The organism is Citrobacter sp. Res13-Sevr-PEB04-36 (assembly GCF_015672735.1).
GTDB lineage: Bacteria > Pseudomonadota > Gammaproteobacteria > Enterobacterales > Enterobacteriaceae > Citrobacter.
This window is the reverse complement of the sequence record NZ_JADABY010000024.1, coordinates 1-19,794: the sequence shown is the minus strand read 5'-3', so window position 1 is coordinate 19,794 and position 19,794 is coordinate 1. Positions and strand designations below refer to the sequence as shown.

Below are 19,794 nucleotides of genomic sequence, written 5' to 3'. Positions count from 1 at the left end.
GGGTAAGCCTGATAAGCGCAGAGTCATCAGGCACAATTTCGCATATTACCGGTTGGTTAACGTTCCAGCCACTGTGCAACAAACCCTGCAATTTGTTGTACGTCGTTGATATCTAAAAGTGGGATATCAACTTCAAGTGGAGCATCACTGGCAACTGCAACAACATACTCATCAATCGTAAATTCTTCAGCACTATGCCCGCAATGCTCACGAAAAAGCAGGATCTTCGCGATAGATTCGTGCTTAAAACCCTCAACCAGTACCAAATCCAGTGTTGCAGCATCCATTCGGCTCACCAGATAGGCTAAATCCAACTCAGGCTCTTCCGGCGTTTCCGTCATCAGCGCCCAGCGTTGCTGGCTGGCGACCAGTGTTTGCGCCGCGCCAGCTTTACGTAACTCGTAGCTATCTTTGCCGGGTTTATCGACGTCCATGTTGTGGTGGGTATGCTTAATTAATCCTGGACGAATGCCCTTGGCGCACAGTTCCGGGATCAGTTTTTTGAGCAGTGTGGTTTTTCCTGTGCCGCTCCATGCGGCAATACCGAGCAATGGGATCATGATTTATCCTGCCATCTGTCCAATTCTTCTGGAGTGTTCACATTCACAAACGCATCTTTATAATCGCTAAAATCGACGGCGTGTCCTCCGGCCTGGCGCATAAAGACCATCACCCGTCGTTCACCTGCCTGAAGATACTCCTGCAGTAACGGCTGCATTGCTCTGTGCATCAGCGCAATTGTCGGGTGATCCCGCTCCCCATCATGCACCCACACCACTGGCGCATTTTGGCGCTGTTCTGCCAGTCTTGCGACCAGGTTGTGGGGAATATAGGGCATATCGCAGGGGCAGAATAAAAACCAGTCACCTGCCAGTTGTAAAAATACCGACAGCATTCCGGCCAGCGGGCCAGGGAAATCAGGTAATGAATCAGGGATAACTTTCAGACCACTTTGCTGATAAATATCCTGATGGCGATTGGCATTAACCACAACGGTCTCGACCTGTAAGGTGAGCGCATCGGCGACGTGCCGCCACAAAGGCTTGCCGTCCAACTCAAGCAGTCCTTTATCTGCACCACCCATCCGCCTGGCCTTACCGCCCGCCAGGACAACCCCTGTAATTGCACTATCCAGAATCACTGATATCGCCTCTTTTAATGTGGGATTGACCCTGCTAACGTATCTGTATTAAGCGTAAGGAGCACAACCATGAAATGTAAACGTCTGAATGAAGTTATTGAACTCCTCCAGCCAGCCTGGCAGAAAGAACCCGATCTTAACCTGATGCAATTTTTACAGAAACTGGCGAAAGAGTCAGGTTTTGACGGAGAACTGACGGATTTAACTGATGACATTCTGATCTATCACCTGAAAATGCGTGACTCAGCGAAGGATGCGGTGATCCCAGGTATTCAGAAAGATTATGAAGAAGACTTTAAAACTGCATTGCTGCGCGCTCGTGGCGTAATTAAAGAGTAAAAGCTTGTAATCGCCGCCACCGAAAGTGCTGCGAAATGATATCCTGAATCATTCGTAGTAATTTCCGGATGATGGGATGAACAACAACGCTTTTACTTTCCAGACGCTACACCCGGATACCATCATGGATGCGCTGTTTGAGCAGGGGATCCGGGTGGATTCCGGGCTTACCCCGCTCAACAGCTATGAAAACCGTGTCTACCAATTCCAGGACGAAGACCGTCGACGCTTTGTCGTAAAGTTTTACCGCCCTGAGCGTTGGTCCGTCGATCAAATACAGGAAGAACATCAGTTTGCACTGGAACTGGTGCGTGATGACGTGCCGGTTGCGGCGCCGATGGTGTTTAATGGTCAGACGTTACTGGGGCATCAAGGGTTCCACTATGCGATATTCCCCAGCGTAGGAGGTCGCCAGTTTGAAGCCGATAATATCGACCAAATGGAGTCGGTTGGCCGCTATCTGGGACGTCTGCATCAAACCGGGCGTAAGCAGTCTTTTGCCTTTCGACCGACCATTGGCCTTGAAGAGTATCTGATTGAACCGCGTAAACTTTTCGATAGTGCGCAGATTATTCCATCAGGACAAAAAGCGGCTTTCCTGAAAGCGACAGATGCACTTATCAGCGTGGTTACCGAACGGTGGCATACGCGTTTTGACACCTTGCGCCTGCACGGCGATTGTCATGCCGGAAATATTTTGTGGCGCGATGGTCCGATGTTTGTCGATTTAGATGATGCCCGCAATGGCCCGGCTATTCAGGATTTATGGATGCTGCTTAATGGTGACAAAGCTGAACAACGTATGCAGCTTGAAACTATTATCGAAGCTTATGAAGAGTTTACTGAGTTCGATATCGCTGAAATAGGACTCATAGAACCTTTACGCGCCATGCGTTTAGTTTATTATCTAGCCTGGCTGATTCGACGCTGGGCAGACCCTGCGTTCCCAAAAAACTTCCCGTGGTTAACCGGCGAAGATTACTGGCACCGTCAGACGGCGACCTTTATTGAGCAGGCAAAAATTCTGCAACAACCCCCCTTACAATTAACGCCAATGTATTAATCGGAGAGACGTGAACATGAAAAAAATATGGCTGGCGCTGGCTGGTATGATTTTAGCTTTTAGCGCATCGGCAGCGCAGTTCCAGGATGGTAAGCAGTACATCACACTGGAAAAGCCTATTGCGGGTGAACCGCAGGTGTTGGAGTTCTTCTCCTTCTACTGCCCGCATTGCTACCAGTTTGAAGAGGTGCTTCACGTGTCTGATAATGTGAAGAAAAAACTGCCGGAAGGCACCAAGATGACCAAATATCACGTTGAGTTTTTGGGACCTCTGGGTAAAGATCTGACCCAGGCGTGGGCGGTTGCGCTGGCGCTGGGCGTTGAAGATAAGGTCACCGTACCGTTGTTTGAAGCGGTACAGAAAACACAGACCGTCCAGACTACCGCTGATATCCGTAAAGTATTTGTTGATGCGGGTATTAAAGGTGAAGACTATGATGCGGCATGGAACAGCTTCGTGGTGAAATCACTGGTCGCGCAGCAGGAAAAAGCGGCTGCCGATCTGCAACTGCAGGGTGTTCCGGCAATGTTTGTTAATGGCAAATATCAGGTGAATCCGCAGGGTATGGATACCAGCAGCATGGATATCTTTGTACAGCAGTACGCCGATACCGTGAAATATCTGGTTGGTCAGAAGTAAACGAAAAAGCCGGTCAGAGACCGGCTTTTTTAGTTGAGGCTTTAATCGCGTCTATTTGCGCATCTTTCTCGCCCCAGAGCATATTCAGCCACAGCTGAAACCGACGCTTAAATCCTTTATCGTTGACGTAATCACCGTGCAATTCCTCTTTAACCGGCTCCAGATTCACCCGTATCACGATGCGCGTTAGCTTACCGCTCAGCATGTCGTAGAACGGATGACTGCTGTTTTCCGGATAACACAGCGTGACGTTCAGCAACTTATCAAACTGCGACCCTAAAACATTCAGCGCCATCGCAATGCCGGCAGCCTTAGGTGGTAGCAGATTTTTATAGGGAGATCGGGTCTGCTGGCGTTTTTCTTGAGTAAACCGCGAGCCTTCGACAAAATTCACGATAGTTGTTGGATGCGCACGAAACCTCTCACAAGAAAGACGCGTCGTTTCCACATCTTTACCACGTCGTTCGGGGTGGCGGAGTAAATAACCGCGCGAATAGCGCTTCATAAATGGCATATCCAGCGCCCAACACGCCAGACCAATAAAGGGCACCCAGGCTAACTGTTGCTTAAGGAAATATTTATTCATCGGGATGTGCTTACGAAACAGAACGCAAAGCACAACGATATCGGCCCAGCTGTAGTGATTACAGATGAGCAGATACCAATTTTTCTTGCTCAGACCTTCCAGTCCCTCGACATCCCACGTTAGTCGTGGATTAAGGTGTAGCAGTAACGCCAGACCTTCACACCAGCAATACATCATGAAATTACAAAAGAGGGATACTTTGCGCCAGACAAAAGGAATGGGCAAAAGGAGTTTTACAACCCCGGCCAGGATGATTGGCACAGAACATAAAATCGTGACCAATATGGTCAATATGATACTCAGCAACAGCGTTATCGCGGCGAGTATTCTTGTCATCATTAAATTATTCAAAAGGTTAGCCATAAATAGTGCGCTAAAGAGGCGCAAGGGGCTGATTTTATCAGAAAACGAACCAAATGATGGATCTTCGCTGAATAGAAAAAAAGGTAATATCTATCCACATCCAGATATAAGCCGAAAAGATGATATAAAATTCTGCACCTTGAAATAACACAATGAAAAATAGGAAAAATTATCATGGCTTGTAAATTATCTTGCTGTAATCAAAGGGCAGGAAATTATTTATTCACAAACTTATCCACAGCTCGCTTTGCGAGCAACCCAGAAGATCTGCAAAAGTTTTTCGACAAATGCGGCGAAAAACTCATGTTTTCATCCTGTCTGTGGCATCCTTTACCCATAATCTGATAAACAGGCACGGACATTATGGTTCAGATCCCAGAAAACCCACTTATCCTTGTAGATGGCTCATCTTACCTGTATCGCGCATACCATGCGTTTCCGCCGCTGACCAACAGCGCAGGAGAGCCTACGGGCGCGATGTACGGTGTCCTCAATATGCTGCGTAGCTTGATTTTGCAATATAAGCCGACGCATGCAGCGGTGGTATTCGACGCCAAGGGTAAAACCTTCCGTGATGAATTATTTGAGCACTACAAATCGCATCGTCCGCCGATGCCAGACGATCTACGTGCACAGATTGAACCTCTGCACGCGATGGTAAAAGCCATGGGGTTACCCCTGCTGGCTGTTTCTGGCGTGGAAGCGGACGACGTTATCGGTACTCTTGCGCGTGAAGCGGAGCAAATCGGCCGTCCGGTGCTGATCAGTACCGGTGATAAAGACATGGCTCAGCTGGTGACGCCGAATATCACTCTCATCAACACCATGACCAATACGATCCTCGGCCCGGATGAGGTGGTGAATAAGTATGGCGTGCCGCCGGAACTGATTATCGACTTTCTGGCGCTGATGGGCGACTCTTCCGATAACATTCCTGGCGTGCCAGGCGTGGGTGAAAAGACGGCTCAGGCGTTACTTCAGGGTCTGGGTGGGCTGGACACGCTCTATGCTGAATCAGACAAAATTGCGGGGCTGACTTTCCGTGGCGCGAAAACCATGGCCGGCAAGCTCGAGCAGAATAAAGAGGTGGCGTACCTCTCTTATCAACTGGCAACCATCAAAACAGATGTCGAGCTGGAATTAACCTGCGAGCAGCTCGAAGTACGACAACCGGCAGCGGACGAGCTGTTGGGCCTGTTCAAACAATATGAGTTCAAACGTTGGGTGACTGATGTTGAAGCCGGGAAATGGCTGCAGGCAAAAGGCACAAAACCTGCGGCAAAACCACAGGAAACCATCGTCATTGACGAAACGCCTGAGCAACCCGCCACGGTCCTCTCATACGATAATTATGTGACGATTCTGGACGAGGCGACGCTGGAAGCATGGATTGCGAAGCTGAAAAAAGCGCCGGTCTTTGCTTTTGATACCGAAACCGACAGCCTGGACAATATCTCCGCAAATCTGGTGGGGCTCTCTTTCGCCATTGAACCAGGTGTGGCGGCGTATGTGCCGGTCGCGCATGACTACCTGGATGCCCCTGACCAAATTTCCCGTGATCGGGCACTGACGCTGCTGAAGCCGCTATTGGAAGACGAAAAAGCACATAAAGTTGGGCAAAACCTGAAGTATGACCGTGGCATCCTGGCGAACTACGGTATCGAACTGCGCGGTATCGTCTTTGATACCATGCTCGAATCCTACATTCTAAATAGCGTTGCCGGGCGACACGATATGGACAGCCTGTCTGATCGCTGGCTGAAACATAAAACCATCACCTTTGAAGAGATTGCCGGGAAAGGTAAAAACCAACTGACCTTTAACCAGATTGCACTGGAAGAAGCTGGTCGTTACGCTGCGGAAGACGCCGATGTCACGCTACAGCTGCATCTGAAAATGTGGCCAGAGTTACAAAAACATAAAGGACCGCTAAACGTCTTCGAAAATATCGATATGCCGCTGGTCCCGGTCCTGTCCCGTATAGAACGTAACGGCGTAAAAATTGATCCTGCCGTATTGCACAAGCATTCAGCAGAGCTGACGCTGCGTTTGAACGAGTTGGAGCAAAAAGCGCACGAAATTGCCGGGGAAGCCTTTAACCTCTCTTCCACTAAACAGCTGCAAACCATTCTGTTTGAAAAGCAAGGCATCAAGCCGCTGAAGAAAACGCCGGGCGGCGCGCCGTCAACGTCGGAAGAGGTTCTGGAAGAGTTAGCGCTGGATTATCCGCTGCCGAAGGTGATTCTGGAGTATCGTGGGTTGGCAAAATTGAAGTCTACCTATACGGATAAACTTCCGCTGATGATCAACCCTAAAACCGGGCGCGTGCATACCTCTTATCATCAGGCTGTCACTGCGACCGGGCGTTTGTCTTCTACCGATCCTAACCTGCAAAATATTCCGGTACGTAATGAAGAAGGACGCCGTATTCGCCAGGCGTTTATTGCGCCAGAAGACTGCGTGATTGTCTCGGCGGACTACTCGCAGATTGAACTACGTATTATGGCGCATCTCTCGCGTGATAAGGGGTTGCTTACTGCTTTTGCTGAAGGTAAGGATATCCACCGCGCAACGGCTGCAGAAGTCTTTGGTTTACCGCTTGATTCTGTGACCAGTGAACAGCGCCGCAGTGCGAAGGCCATCAACTTTGGTCTGATCTACGGTATGAGTGCCTTCGGTCTTGCGCGTCAGTTGAATATTCCACGTAAAGAAGCGCAGAAGTATATGGATCTCTACTTTGAGCGCTACCCTGGCGTACTGGAATATATGGAACGCACACGTGCGCAGGCAAAAGAGCAAGGGTACGTTGAAACCCTGGAAGGACGTCGCCTCTATTTACCGGATATTAAATCCAGTAATGGTGCGCGTCGTGCTGGCGCTGAACGTGCGGCGATTAACGCCCCGATGCAAGGCACTGCTGCGGACATCATTAAGCGTGCGATGATTGCTGTTGACGGTTGGCTGCAAACTGAGCAACCTCGTGTACGTATGATCATGCAGGTACACGATGAACTGGTATTTGAAGTGCATAAAGATGACCTGGAAAGCGTCTCGAAAAAAATCCATCAGCTGATGGAGGAGGGAACGCGGATTGATGTGCCATTACTGGTGGAAGTTGGAAGTGGCGAAAACTGGGATCAGGCGCACTAAGGGTTTACTGAATAACGCGCGCTTTTCGTAACTAAGCAACATAAGTTAGCGTTTTTTGTGATGACCATTAGAATTCCCTATGTCGGGAATGAAAAAAAATTACAAAAAGTGCTTTCTGCGCTGCTCAAAAAAGAGTAAAGTTATTCTCGTAGGGTACAGAGGTAAGATGTTCTATCTTTCAGACCTTTTACTTCACGTAATCGGATTTGGCTGAATATTTTAGCCGCCCCAGTCAGTAATGACTGGGGCGTTTTTTATTGTGCTCGTCATACTTCAAGCTGCATACGCGTTGGCTTCGAATTACTCGGCTCATCCATGAGCCTCGCCCTTACGGGCCGCCGCTTCGCGGCGTTCAAATTTGTTCCAGACAGATTTCTTGCTCACCCCAGTCACTTACTTATGTAAGCTCCAGGGGATTTGCTGCGTCGCCGCCTTTATGCAACTTGAATTATTTAGAGCAAAAATAAAGATCTGTAGGCCGGATAAGACGCGCAGCGGCGCCATCCGGCATATCGGTGGGTTATTCCCCGTCCTGGATCTCTTCGATAGGCGCCAGTTCGCTAAACCAGGTATCCAGTTTCTGACGCAGTTTATCCACGCCCAGCTTTTTCAGCGATGAGAATGCTTCTACCTGTACATCGCCATTAAACGCCAGCACGGCTTCACGCACCATATTTAGCTGTGCTTTGCGCGCACCACTGGCCAGTTTGTCCGCTTTGGTCAGTAATACCAGCACCTGAACGTTGCTCTCTACAGCCCACAGGATCATCTGCTGATCGAGATCTTTCAACGGATGGCGAATATCCATCAGCACGACTAAACCTTGCAGGCTGTGGCGTTTTTCCAGGTATTCCGCGAGTGCGCGTTGCCATTTGCGCTTCATCTCTTCCGGAACTTCTGCATACCCGTATCCCGGCAAGTCAACCAGACGTTTACCGTCAACGACTTCAAACAGGTTGATGAGCTGAGTACGGCCCGGCGTTTTAGAGGTACGCGCTAATCCTTTTTGATTTGTTAGGGTATTCAGTGCGCTGGATTTGCCTGCGTTGGAACGGCCAGCAAAAGCCACTTCAATTCCCGTATCGGAAGGTAAATGGCGAATATCAGGCGCACTCATCACAAAATGCGTCTGTTGATAATTCAAGTTAGTCAACGTGGTCGTCTCCATCAATCAAGGCTTTGCTGCGATTATACCTGAACACCAGCAAAAGGCTGGTTTTTCGACGCGTGGGTTATGTAAGCTAAAACCACGGGCTTTGTGAGACATTGCCGATAGTATTTATGCGAGATGAGAGAGTGCATAACATCATAAACCAAATAAATCATATAATTACGGTTAAGCAATATTCTGAAAAACCGAAACTGTTAAGTCGGTTACTTGTGCGTGTAATCCAAAAGAGTAAAGTAGCGTCTATAGCGAGGGTGCTAACAGGATAAACGACTCAGGATGAGGGTCAGGAGCGCCAGGAGGCGAAGACGCAGGATTGTCCAGGAAGACAAACGTCCGGAGACGTTAGTAAAAGGAAATGGAAACAACACGGAATGTTTCTGGCTAAGGGAAAAACAGGGTGTGTTGATAGCCGACAAGGATTGTAGGACCCGTTAAGGGTTGAGAGTCAGGAAAAAAGGCGACAGATTACTCTGTCGCCTTTTTTCTTTATTTCTGCTAGATTCCGGCGCAATTATATACTGAATAAAAACAGCCAAAGACGAATTATGATGAAATCAACTTCTACACCACGCGGTAAAGGTCCAGCAAAAGCGCGTCGTAAAACACGTGAAGAAATTAACCTGGAAGCTCGCGACCGTAAGCGCCAGAAAAAACACCGTGGTCTTGCGGCGGGCAGTCGTGCGACCGGCAGCGATGGCGCTTCAGGTGGCGGAAACCAAAACAAGCACAAAGATCCTCGTATTGGCAGTAAAACTCCCATTGCATTGGGTGTGACCGAAAAGGTCACCAAACAGCACAAACCGAAGAGTGAGAAACCTATGCTTTCACCACAGGCTGAGTTGGATTTACTGGAAACAGATGAGCGCCTGGATGCGCTGCTGGAACGTCTTGAAGCGGGAGAGATCCTGAGTGCTGAAGATCAGGCCTGGGTAGATGCCAAGCTGGATCGTATCGATGAGCTGATGCAGAAACTGGGGCTCTCTTACGATGATGACGAAGACATCGATGAAGAAGAAGAAAAGCAGGAAGACATGATGCGCCTGCTGAAGGGCGGTAACTAACGGTTTTGTACCGTGGGTCTTCCCGTCCTGCTTATAACCCTTCCGGTTATATGTTATCTGGTGTGGTTATTCGTTAAACTACAGCGATTATCGCGGCGCCAAAGGTGGCTGCGCAACCGGCTTATCACTCGCAGTGGGGGTAAGCCGGTACGCCGTACTCGCCAGAAACGCCATCGGAAGGAGTGAGCATGTCTGAGCAGCTAATCGACTGGGACCTGGCCCTGATCCAGAAATATAACTATTCCGGGCCACGATACACCTCGTATCCGACCGCGCTGGAGTTTTCTGCAGACTACGGCGCTGAAGCATTTCTGCAAGCCGTAGCGCGTTACCCTGAACGTCCACTCTCTTTGTACGTCCATATCCCGTTCTGCCATAAATTGTGCTATTTCTGCGGTTGCAACAAAATTGTGACCCGCCAGCAGCATAAGGCCGATCAATATCTGGACGTTTTAGAACAAGAGATTATTCATCGCGCGCCGCTGTTTGCTGGCCGTCATGTTAGCCAGTTGCACTGGGGCGGCGGTACGCCAACCTATCTGAATAAAGCGCAGATTAGCCGCTTAATGACACTGCTGCGTGATAACTTCGATTTTAACGCGGATGCAGAAATCTCGATCGAAGTTGATCCGCGTGAAATCGAACTCGATGTCCTCGATCATTTACGTGCTGAAGGCTTTAACCGCCTGAGCATGGGGGTGCAGGACTTCAATAAAGAAGTTCAGCGACTGGTAAACCGTGAGCAGGACGAGGAGTTTATCTTTGCACTGATTAATCGTGCGCGTGAGATTGGCTTTACTTCGACCAACATTGACCTTATCTATGGTCTACCAAAACAGACGCCCGAAAGCTTTGCCTTTACCCTGAAGCGGGTGGCTGAACTCAATCCCGATCGCCTGAGCGTCTTTAACTATGCGCACCTGCCAACGTTGTTTGCCGCGCAGCGTAAGATCAAAGATGCTGATCTGCCCAGCCCGCAACAGAAGCTGGATATCCTGCAGGAGACCATCTCCTCTCTGACCGAAACGGGCTATCAGTTCATTGGGATGGATCACTTTGCCCGTCCGGATGACGAGCTGGCGATTGCCCAGCGTGAGGGCGTTCTGCACCGTAATTTCCAGGGCTATACCACCCAGGGCGATACCGATCTGCTGGGCATGGGCGTTTCCGCCATCAGTATGATTGGCGACAACTACGCGCAGAACCAAAAAGAGCTGAAGCACTATTATCAGCAGGTGGACGAGCAGGGGAATGCGCTGTGGCGCGGTATTGCACTGACGCAAGATGACTGTATTCGCCGGGATGTGATTAAGCTACTGATCTGCAACTTCCGCCTCGACTATGCCGTCGTAGAACAGCAATGGGATCTGAACTTTGCTGGCTATTTTGCTGAAGACCTGAAGCTGCTGGCACCGCTGGCGAAAGATGGGCTGGTGGATGTGAATGAGAAGGGGATTCAGGTGACACCAAAAGGTCGTCTGCTGATCCGCAATATTTGCATGTGCTTTGATGCTTACCTGCGTCAGAAAGCGCGGATGCAGCAGTTCTCGCGGGTCATCTAATGACGTTGCCCGGTGGCGCTTTTGCTTACCGGGCCTACTCGTCGCAAAAACCTGTAGGCCGGATAAGCGTTAGCGCCATCCGGTACATCGTCAGCTAAACAGCCCAACCAACGCCGCACACAGCACGGCGGCAACCGCAGTTTGTGGCGTATGGCTTTCAACCGAGCCGCTCGACAGCAGATTAATAATTGATTCCAGCATGATGGCTTCCCCCGTTTTCCGGGCACGATCATACTTAACTCATCGGAACAGTAAAGCTCAAAATAGCAGCATTTTGCGCTCAATTATCAATCTTTACACTGTGACTATCCCTTACTCCATGCCAAGCTCTTTTAACTTACGCGTCAGGGTATTACGCCCCCATCCGAGTAAGCGCGCCGCTTCCTGTTTATGGCCCTGAGTATGGCGCAGCGCGGTGGTTAACAGCGTGCGTTCCATTTCAGGCTGCGCTTCAGAGAGTAAGTTTTGATGACCGGAACGTAGCGCCCGATCAGCCCATTGTGCCAGCAGTGTTGCCCAGCTGTCAGGCTGCATATGTGAGGGCGCGTCCGGAACGCTTGCCTCAAATAGCTCAGCCGGCAGGTCCTGAATCAGCACTTCCTGCCCGGCGGCCATTACGGTTAACCAGCGGCAGGTGTTCTCAAGTTGACGAACGTTACCCGGCCAGGCCAGACGCGTCAGTGCGGCCTCGGTTTCGGGGTGTAACTGCTTGGCTTCCACACCCAACTCGTGGGCGGCTTCCTGCAGGAAATGACGTGCCAGGCGAGGGATGTCTTCCCGCCGCTCGCGCAGCGGTGGTAAATGGACGCGAATAACGTTCAGTCGGTGGAACAAGTCCTCGCGGAACTTGCCTTCTTGCACGCGTAGTTCCAGGTTCTGGTGCGTGGCTGCGATAATGCGCACGTCCACCTTCACCGGCGCATAACCGCCGACGCGGTAAAACTGTCCGTCGGCTAATACACGTAGCAATCGCGTTTGCACGTCCAGCGGCATATCACCAATTTCATCAAGAAACAGCGTACCGCCGTCCGCCTGCTCGAATCGCCCCTGACGAATGGTATTGGCGCCAGTAAAGGCGCCTTTTTCGTGGCCAAACAGTTCAGATTCGATTAAATCCTTCGGAATTGCCGCCATGTTAAGGGCGATAAACGGCGATTTAGCACGCGGGCTGTGACGGTGGAGAGCATGGGCGACCAGCTCTTTACCGGTCCCGGACTCACCGTTGATCAAGACGCTAATTGAAGAGCGGGAAAGCCGGCCAATTATGCGAAAGACATCCTGCATTGCTGGCGCTTCACCGATGATGTCGGTGGTGGGGCCGTTGATCTGAATATTACGCGGCTGCTGCTGTTCTTGATAATGGCTTATGGCGCGCTCGACCAGCGCCACGGCTTCGTCGATATCAAACGGTTTGGGGAGGTAATCGAACGCCCCTTGCTGGTAGGCGCTGACGGCGGCGTCCAGATCGGAGTGCGCCGTCATTATGATGACCGGAAGCATCGGATGACGTTGTTTAATCTGTTTTAACAGCGTCAAGCCGTCCATCCCCGGCATACGGATATCCGACAACAGCACGTCTGGCGTTTTGCTGGCGAGCGCGTCCAGTACCTCTTTACCACTTTCAAATGTGGTGCAGTTCAGTCCTGCCCCTGCGAGCGCACGTTCAAGCACCCAACGGATGGAACTATCGTCATCAACGACCCAGACTATTCCTCGTTGCATAAACGTCACCTCTATTTCCTGATAGGCAGGTAAACCGAGAACTCGGTATGACCCGGCCAACTGGTAAATTCAATTTTGCCGGAATGTTGATCAATCAAATTACGGGCGATAGATAATCCCAGCCCGGTCCCCCCCTCGCGACCGCTGACCATCGGGTAGAACAGCGTATCCTGCAGATGTGGAGGAATACCCGGACCGTTGTCCTCAACGTCAATACGCGCCGCCAGGCGGTAACGCATGCCGTGCAATGTGAGCTGAAACGCGGTGCGGGTACGTAGAATAATCTCGCCACCTTCCGGTCCCAGCGCCTGTAGCGCATTACGCACGATATTCAGCAAAACTTGTTCTATCTGGTCGGGATCGTGCAGTATTTCTGGCAGACTCGGGTCGTAATCGCGGATCAACGTGACGTTCTCCGGGAGTTCCATCGACACCAGTGCCACAACGCGCTCTGCCACCTTGTGAATGCTTTCCGTGATGTGCATACCGGGTTGCTGCGGCCCCAGCAGGCGGTCGACCAGGTTACGCAGGCGGTCTGCCTGCTCAATAATGACTTGGGTATATTCCTTGAGTGCCGGGTCCGGGAGCGCTTTACTGAGCAACTGCGCCGCACCGCGTAATCCACCCAACGGGTTTTTAATTTCATGTGCCAGACCGCGTACCAGATCGCGGGCGGCTATTTGCTGGGCATGCTGTAGCTGCTCCTGACTCAGACGGCGCTGATTATCCATGGGTGCCATCTCCAGCAAGATCAGGCCATCAGGCAGCCTCTGTGCGGTCACAGAGAGGATATGCGAGTGACTATCTATCACCAGCGTCACTTCGTTGTCCGTAAAGCCCTGACCCGCTTCCAGGCTCTCTCGCATCAGCCCGATGTTTAATGAGAAATAACTCAGCAGTTCAGAAAGCGGCGTGCCAAACAGTTTGCGGGAACTTTGGGCCAGCAGTTGCTGTGCCGCGGGGTTGGCGTAATGTACCGCCAGCTCATCGTCGACAAGTAAAATGCTGTTAATTAACGAATTGAGGATCTGCCCAGCATCGGGCAGCGTGCCGGTTGCCATTCAGCAGTCTCCTTAAAAAGGTTGCACCAATTTAGTGCATTATAGCTTTCACGCAGAAAAAGCGCGAAGGATCAGTTCGTTGGCGGAGAAAAAAGCCCATCGTGTGATGGGCTGAAAGTTTCCACGGCAACTAAAACCTTCGTCTTTCTCCCTACAGCTGTGTTGGCTGCTTTCGCTCACCCCAGTCACTTACTTATGTAAGCTCCCGGGGATTCACTCAATTGCCGCCTTGCTGTAGCAAGAAATCCATTGGTTATTACATCCTCTGCACGTTTTTATGTGAGAGTGTAAAAGTTAAATTAAACGCTGTAGTACAGCTCAAACTCTACCGGGTGCGGAGTCATGCGCACGCGGTCATCTTCTTCGCGACGCAGCGTAATGTACGCATCGATCGCTTCGTTGGTGAACACGCCGCCTGCAGTCAGGAACTCACGGTCCAGATCCAGTTCGTTCAGTGCTTCTTCCAGAGAGCCAGCAACCTGTGGGATCTCTTTTGCTTCTTCCGGCGGCAGGTCGTACAGGTTTTTGTCCATCGCTTCGCCCGGGTGGATTTTGTTCTTGATACCATCAAGACCGGCCATCAGCAGCGCAGCAAAGCACAGGTACGGGTTAGCCGCCGGGTCCGGGAAGCGCACTTCAATACGGCGTGCTTTTGGAGAGGCAACCACCGGGATACGGATAGAGGCAGAACGGTTACGGGCAGAGTAAGCCAGCATAACCGGTGCTTCGTAACCCGGGACCAGACGCTTATATGAGTTGGTGGTCGGGTTAGCCAGGGCGTTGATGGCTTTAGCGTGTTTAATAACGCCGCCGATGTAAAACAGCGCCTGCTCAGACAGACCCGCATATTTGTCACCGGAGAACAGGTTTACGCCGTTCTTGGACAGGGACATGTGGCAGTGCATACCAGAACCGTTATCGCCGAACATCGGTTTTGGCATAAAGGTCGCGGTTTTACCGAAACGGTGCGCGACGTTGTGAACCACATATTTGTAGATCTGAATTTCGTCCGCTTTTTTGGTCATGGTGTTAAAGCGGGTAGCGATTTCGTTCTGGCCAGCGGTAGCTACTTCGTGGTGATGCGCTTCAACGACCAGACCCATCTCTTCCATGACCAGACACATGGTAGAACGGATGTCCTGGGAAGAATCAACCGGAGGAACCGGGAAGTAACCGCCTTTCACGCCAGGACGGTGACCTTTGTTACCACCTTCGTATTTGGTGGAAGAGTTCCATGCGCCTTCGATGTCATCGATAGCCACGTGGGAACCGGAAATAGAGCTGCCGAAACGGATGTCGTCAAACAGGAAGAATTCTGGCTCTGGCCCGAAAAGCACGGTGTCTGCGATGCCGGTAGCACGCAGGTATTCTTCAGCGCGTTTCGCGATGGAGCGTGGGTCGCGGTCATAGCCCTGCAGCGTACCCGGTTCCAGGATATCGCAACGGATGATCAGAGTAGACTCTTCAAAGAACGGGTCAATGAGTGCAGTAGAAGCATCTGGCATCAGAACCATGTCTGATTCGTTAATGCCTTTCCAGCCACCGATTGAGGAGCCGTCAAACATTTTGCCTTCTTCAAAGAATTCGGCATTTACCTGATGAGCAGGAATCGTGACGTGCTGTTCTTTACCTTTAGTGTCAGTGAAGCGCAAATCAACAAACTTCACTTCGTGTTCGTTCAGCATCGTCAAAACGTGTTCAGCGGACATACTTACTCTCCCGGATTGGTCATTGTCGTCGTGGTAACGAGGTCTTCAATTCTGCAAAAATTGGCCGTGTCGCCGTAAAAAATATAAAGCGAAATCTGTGCCAACTTTTAAATTGCCCCCAAAAGGCGTTATCATGCGCATCATCGTGCAAAGGGGTTGCACCATGAAGGTTGTATTGCACCATTATAGTGCTTCGATGTGAACATTAAGCACTATAATGGTGCAATTGACATGAGATTACCCCTTTTAACGCTCCGTGAATGTGATCACAAAGAAACTCTGCAATACTTGTTTGCGGAGGATGTTTGTGATCCTGTTTTGTACTGCGATTAATCCGTGTACAATAACGCGCTATTTCTAAAATGCCTGAGGCAAAGTTGTGATCGAAAATTTGCGTAACATCGCCATCATCGCGCACGTAGACCATGGTAAAACCACCCTGGTAGACAAGCTGCTCCAACAATCCGGTACATTCGACTCTCGTGCCGAAACCCAAGAGCGCGTGATGGACTCCAACGATTTGGAGAAAGAGCGTGGGATTACCATCCTCGCTAAAAACACCGCTATCAAGTGGAATGACTACCGTATCAACATCGTTGATACCCCGGGACACGCCGACTTCGGTGGCGAAGTTGAACGTGTAATGTCCATGGTAGACTCCGTGCTGCTGGTGGTTGATGCAATGGACGGTCCGATGCCGCAGACGCGCTTCGTGACCAAAAAAGCCTTTGCTCATGGCCTGAAGCCAATTGTTGTTATCAACAAAGTTGACCGTCCTGGCGCGCGTCCTGACTGGGTTGTTGACCAGGTATTTGACCTGTTCGTTAACCTCGATGCGACCGACGAACAGCTGGACTTCCCGATCGTTTACGCTTCAGCGCTGAACGGTATCGCAGGTCTGGATCACGAAGATATGGCGGAAGACATGACCCCGCTGTATCAGACCATCGTTGACCGTGTACCGGCTCCGAACGTTGACCTTGATGGCCCGCTGCAGATGCAGATCTCTCAGCTGGACTACAACAACTATGTTGGTGTTATCGGCATCGGTCGTATCAAGCGCGGTAAAGTTAAACCGAACCAGCAGATCACTATCATTGATAGCGAAGGCAAAACTCGCAACGGTAAAGTCGGTAAAGTTCTGACCCATCTGGGTCTTGAGCGTATCGAAAGCGACGTTGCTGAAGCTGGCGACATCATCGCGATCACCGGTCTGGGTGAACTGAACATCTCCGACACCATCTGCGACCCGCAGAATGTTGAAGCGCTGCCGGCGCTGTCTGTTGATGAGCCGACCGTTACCATGTTCTTCAACGTAAACACCTCTCCGTTCTGCGGTAAAGAAGGTAAGTACGTTACTTCTCGTCAGATCCTTGACCGCCTGAAAAAAGAACTGGTACACAACGTTGCGCTGCGCGTTGAAGAGACTCCGGATGCAGACGCATTCCGCGTTTCTGGCCGTGGTGAACTGCACCTGTCCGTTCTGATTGAAAACATGCGTCGTGAAGGTTTCGAGATGGCGGTTTCCCGTCCGAAAGTAATCTTCCGCGAAATCGATGGCCGTAAACAAGAGCCATTCGAAAACGTAACGCTGGACGTCGAAGAGCAGCACCAGGGTTCTGTTATGCAGGCACTGGGCGAGCGTAAAGGCGACCTGAAAAACATGAATCCAGACGGTAAAGGCCGCGTACGTCTCGACTACGTGATCCCAAGCCGTGGTCTGATCGGCTTCCGTTCAGAATTCATGACCATGACCTCCGGTACCGGTCTGCTGTACTCCACCTTCAGCCATTACGACGACGTTCGTCCGGGCGACGTGGGCCAGCGTCAGAACGGCGTGCTGATCTCTAACGGTCAGGGTAAAGCTGTTGCGTTCGCACTGTTCAGCCTGCAGGACCGCGGTAAGCTGTTCCTGGGTCACGGTGCAGAAGTTTATGAAGGCCAGATCATCGGTATTCACAGTCGCTCTAACGACCTGACTGTTAACTGCCTGACCGGTAAAAAACTGACCAACATGCGTGCTTCCGGTACTGATGAAGCAACCACCCTGGTTCCTGCACAGAAAATGACGCTGGAACAGGCTCTGGAATTCATCGATGACGACGAACTGGTAGAAGTTACCCCAACGTCTATCCGTATCCGTAAACGTCACCTGACTGAAAACGATCGCAAACGTGCGATGCGTGGTCCGAAAGAAGACTGATTAACGCGCTTTAATGACAAGACCCTGCCTTAAGAGGCGGGGTTTTTTTTGCCCGCTATCCCTGGTCTCAAGCGGGTTTACGCTGGTTCTCTGCCTCGCGAAATATTCCCCCTCTACATGTCTGCCTTTAGAGAGCTTGGTCACAAATTTTTCTAAAGCTTAACGCGGTTGTTTGCTTTCTTTTTCATCGCCAGCGTATGATTAAACCATCTGGTTTAAACCAAGTGAATTAAACAATGACAAATAATCAGTCGACCGTTGAGAATGCGAAAGAGAAGTTAGATCGTTGGTTAAAAGATGGGATCACCACCCCAGGCGGAAAACTGCCCTCAGAAAGAGAGTTGGGGGAGTTGCTGGGGATCAAGCGCATGACGTTACGTCAGGCGCTATTAAACCTGGAGTCGGAATCCAAAATCTTTCGCAAAGATCGCAAAGGGTGGTTCGTCACGCAGGCACGTTTTAACTACAGCCCGGAATTATCAGCAAGCTTTCAGCGCGCCGCGCTTGAGCAGGGTAGAGAACCTTCCTGGGGATTTATCGAGAAAAGTCGGGTCTCTCTGTACCCGGACGTTGCCGCGCCGCTGGTGTCAGCAACGCCGTCTGATGAACTGTATCGGATTACGGGCTGGGGCGCGCTGGAAGGGCATAAAGTTTTCTATCATGAAACGTTTATCAACCCAAAAGTAGCTCCGGGATTTATTGAACAACTTGAAAGTCAGTCGTTTTCCTCCGTATGGGAAAATGAATATAAAAAAGAAACCGTAATTAAAAAACTGGCTTTTAAACCCGTCAGAATGGCCGGCGACATTAGCAAGTTTATTGGCGGTTCTACCGGGATGCCTGCCATTCTGATTGAGAAACACCGGGCAGACAGCGATGGCAACATCGTACAAATAGATATTGAGTATTGGCGATTTGAAGCAGTTGATCTCTTCATTAACTTGTAGGTATGTTTATGGTCACTAAAGATAATGCACATAAAATTCTGGCGCGTGTAGATAACCTCCCTCTTTATCTTCACGCTTATGCTTATCATTTGAATATGCGCGTTGAGCGCATATTACCGAATGATTTATTAGATATCGCCAGTGAAAATAATCTACGTGGTGTGAAAATCCACGTCCTTGATGGTGAACGTTATTCTCTTGAAAATATGAATGATGAAGCACTGTCAGCATTTGGCGATAAAGCGCGTCGGCTACAGCTTGATCTGCATATTGAGACCAGTTCTTCTGATAAAAAGGCTATTGACCAGGCTGTCGCTATCGCATTAAAAACAGGCGCCTCTTCGGTGAGATTTTACCCGCGCTATGAAGGTCATCTTCAGGACGTGCTTGCAATAATTAATCAGGATATTAACTATTTGCGTGACCGATATCAGGATAGCGGGCTGACCTTTACCTTAGAGCAGCATGAAGATTTAAAAAGTCATGAACTGGTGTCGTTGATTCAGAACGGTGACATGAAGTCGCTCTCTTTATTGTTTGATTTTGCCAACATGATCAATGCCAATGAGCATCCGTTAACGGCGTTAGACACAATGTCACCGCATATTACCCAGGTGCACATTAAAGACGCGTTAATTGTTAATGAGAACGCGGGGCTGGGTCATAAAGCCTGTACCTCGGGTCAGGGGGATATGCCGTTTAAAGATCTGCTGACCAAACTTATCTGCTTAGGTGATGAGAAGCCGCAGGTAACGGCTTACGGGCTGGAAGAAGAAGTGGATTACTACGCCCCGGCATTTCGTTTTGACAATGAAGGTGATAATCCCTGGATCCCGTGGCGTCAGATGAGCGAAACGCCGTTGCCGGAACCCGCGCTCCTTGAAGACCGTTTGATTAAAGAAAAAAATGATGCCATCCAACAAATACAATTTGTACGTAGCGTGCTACAACAAATTAAAAATGAGGCGCATCACATTCTAACTCATTAATAATCTCTAACGCCTTTATTTAGAACTCATAATCCATTCTATGTGAATGGGCGTATTTTTATATTTAAAACAAATGATTAAATAAAT

The 19,794-nt window shown here is 50.2% G+C and carries 17 protein-coding genes and 1 pseudogene; 10 read left to right on the top strand and 8 right to left on the bottom strand.

Translation table 11 applies throughout. The features are described 5' to 3' along the window. Positions 1–56 precede the first annotated feature (56 nt). The gene (gene mobB, locus IMQ48_RS07085; protein ID WP_196208455.1) at positions 57–560 is read right to left on the bottom strand and encodes a molybdopterin-guanine dinucleotide biosynthesis protein MobB; all 504 of its coding nucleotides are present in this window, start codon (positions 558–560) and stop codon (positions 57–59) included. Next, positions 557–1,141 (bottom strand): molybdenum cofactor guanylyltransferase MobA, encoded by a 585-nt coding sequence (gene mobA / locus IMQ48_RS07080; RefSeq protein ID WP_196208454.1) that lies wholly within the window; start codon positions 1,139–1,141, stop codon positions 557–559. The genes mobB and mobA overlap by 4 nt, the downstream gene beginning before the upstream one ends. Positions 1,142–1,210: 69 nt before the next feature. On the opposite strand from mobA, the gene IMQ48_RS07075 reads away from it, so the two are divergent. The 3 genes from IMQ48_RS07075 (at position 1,211) to dsbA (ending at position 3,183) form a co-directional block, all read left to right on the top strand. After that, the gene (locus tag IMQ48_RS07075; RefSeq protein WP_196208453.1) at positions 1,211–1,480 is read left to right on the top strand and encodes a YihD family protein; all 270 of its coding nucleotides are present in this window, start codon (positions 1,211–1,213) and stop codon (positions 1,478–1,480) included. A 76-nt stretch (positions 1,481–1,556) separates the two neighbouring features. Further along, on the top strand, positions 1,557–2,543 hold the full coding sequence (locus tag IMQ48_RS07070) for a serine/threonine protein kinase (RefSeq protein ID WP_196208452.1): 987 nt from the start codon (positions 1,557–1,559) through the stop codon (positions 2,541–2,543). Between the two features lie 16 nt (positions 2,544–2,559). After that, the gene (gene dsbA, locus IMQ48_RS07065) at positions 2,560–3,183 is read left to right on the top strand and encodes a thiol:disulfide interchange protein DsbA (protein ID WP_196208451.1); all 624 of its coding nucleotides are present in this window, start codon (positions 2,560–2,562) and stop codon (positions 3,181–3,183) included. A 13-nt stretch (positions 3,184–3,196) separates the two neighbouring features. On the opposite strand, the gene IMQ48_RS07060 is transcribed toward dsbA, so the two are convergent. Next, positions 3,197–4,132 (bottom strand): acyltransferase, encoded by a 936-nt coding sequence (locus IMQ48_RS07060; protein ID WP_196208450.1) that lies wholly within the window; start codon positions 4,130–4,132, stop codon positions 3,197–3,199. A gap of 363 nt (positions 4,133–4,495) precedes the next feature. On the opposite strand from IMQ48_RS07060, the gene polA reads away from it, so the two are divergent. After that, positions 4,496–7,282, top strand: coding sequence for a DNA polymerase I (polA, locus tag IMQ48_RS07055; RefSeq protein ID WP_196208449.1), 2,787 nt, complete (start codon positions 4,496–4,498; stop codon positions 7,280–7,282). A gap of 520 nt (positions 7,283–7,802) precedes the next feature. On the opposite strand, the gene yihA is transcribed toward polA, so the two are convergent. Then, complete coding sequence (gene yihA / locus IMQ48_RS07050; RefSeq protein ID WP_196208448.1) at positions 7,803–8,435, bottom strand: ribosome biogenesis GTP-binding protein YihA/YsxC; 633 nt, start codon at positions 8,433–8,435, stop codon at positions 7,803–7,805. 227 nt (positions 8,436–8,662) lie between these two features. Here yihA and IMQ48_RS07045 point away from each other — a divergent pair. The 3 genes and pseudogenes from IMQ48_RS07045 to hemN all read left to right on the top strand — a co-directional run bounded on the left by IMQ48_RS07045 (position 8,663) and on the right by hemN (position 11,076). Continuing rightward, a pseudogene (locus IMQ48_RS07045) lies at positions 8,663–8,888 on the top strand (hypothetical protein). Between the two features lie 110 nt (positions 8,889–8,998). Further along, on the top strand, positions 8,999–9,514 hold the full coding sequence (gene yihI / locus IMQ48_RS07040; RefSeq protein ID WP_196208447.1) for a Der GTPase-activating protein YihI: 516 nt from the start codon (positions 8,999–9,001) through the stop codon (positions 9,512–9,514). Between the two features lie 188 nt (positions 9,515–9,702). After that, complete coding sequence (gene hemN, locus IMQ48_RS07035; RefSeq protein WP_196208446.1) at positions 9,703–11,076, top strand: oxygen-independent coproporphyrinogen III oxidase; 1,374 nt, start codon at positions 9,703–9,705, stop codon at positions 11,074–11,076. Positions 11,077–11,166: 90 nt separating this feature from the next. Here hemN and IMQ48_RS07030 read toward each other — a convergent pair whose 3' ends face one another. The 4 genes from IMQ48_RS07030 to glnA form a co-directional block, all read right to left on the bottom strand. Beyond that, positions 11,167–11,277 (bottom strand): YshB family small membrane protein, encoded by a 111-nt coding sequence (locus IMQ48_RS07030; protein ID WP_096758886.1) that lies wholly within the window; start codon positions 11,275–11,277, stop codon positions 11,167–11,169. Positions 11,278–11,388: 111 nt separating this feature from the next. Then, entirely contained in the window at positions 11,389–12,798 is a 1,410-nt protein-coding gene (glnG, locus tag IMQ48_RS07025) for a nitrogen regulation protein NR(I) (RefSeq protein WP_181695131.1), read from the bottom strand. 11 nt (positions 12,799–12,809) lie between these two features. After that, positions 12,810–13,859, bottom strand: coding sequence for a nitrogen regulation protein NR(II) (gene glnL / locus IMQ48_RS07020; RefSeq protein WP_115259821.1), 1,050 nt, complete (start codon positions 13,857–13,859; stop codon positions 12,810–12,812). Positions 13,860–14,158: 299 nt separating this feature from the next. After that, a complete protein-coding gene (glnA, locus tag IMQ48_RS07015; protein WP_096758883.1) occupies positions 14,159–15,568 on the bottom strand; it encodes a glutamate--ammonia ligase in 1,410 nt (469 codons plus the stop codon). Positions 15,569–15,947: 379 nt separating this feature from the next. Here glnA and typA point away from each other — a divergent pair, with 379 nt between their 5' ends. The 3 genes from typA to IMQ48_RS07000 all read left to right on the top strand — a co-directional run bounded on the left by typA (position 15,948) and on the right by IMQ48_RS07000 (position 19,707). After that, positions 15,948–17,771: a ribosome-dependent GTPase TypA gene (gene typA / locus IMQ48_RS07010; protein ID WP_196208445.1), complete on the top strand. Its 1,824-nt coding sequence runs from the start codon at positions 15,948–15,950 to the stop codon at positions 17,769–17,771. Positions 17,772–18,007: 236 nt separating this feature from the next. After that, entirely contained in the window at positions 18,008–18,718 is a 711-nt protein-coding gene (locus tag IMQ48_RS07005; protein ID WP_196208444.1) for a GntR family transcriptional regulator, read from the top strand. 8 nt (positions 18,719–18,726) lie between these two features. Beyond that, on the top strand, positions 18,727–19,707 hold the full coding sequence (locus IMQ48_RS07000) for a sugar phosphate isomerase/epimerase (protein ID WP_196208443.1): 981 nt from the start codon (positions 18,727–18,729) through the stop codon (positions 19,705–19,707). Positions 19,708–19,794 lie beyond the last annotated feature (87 nt).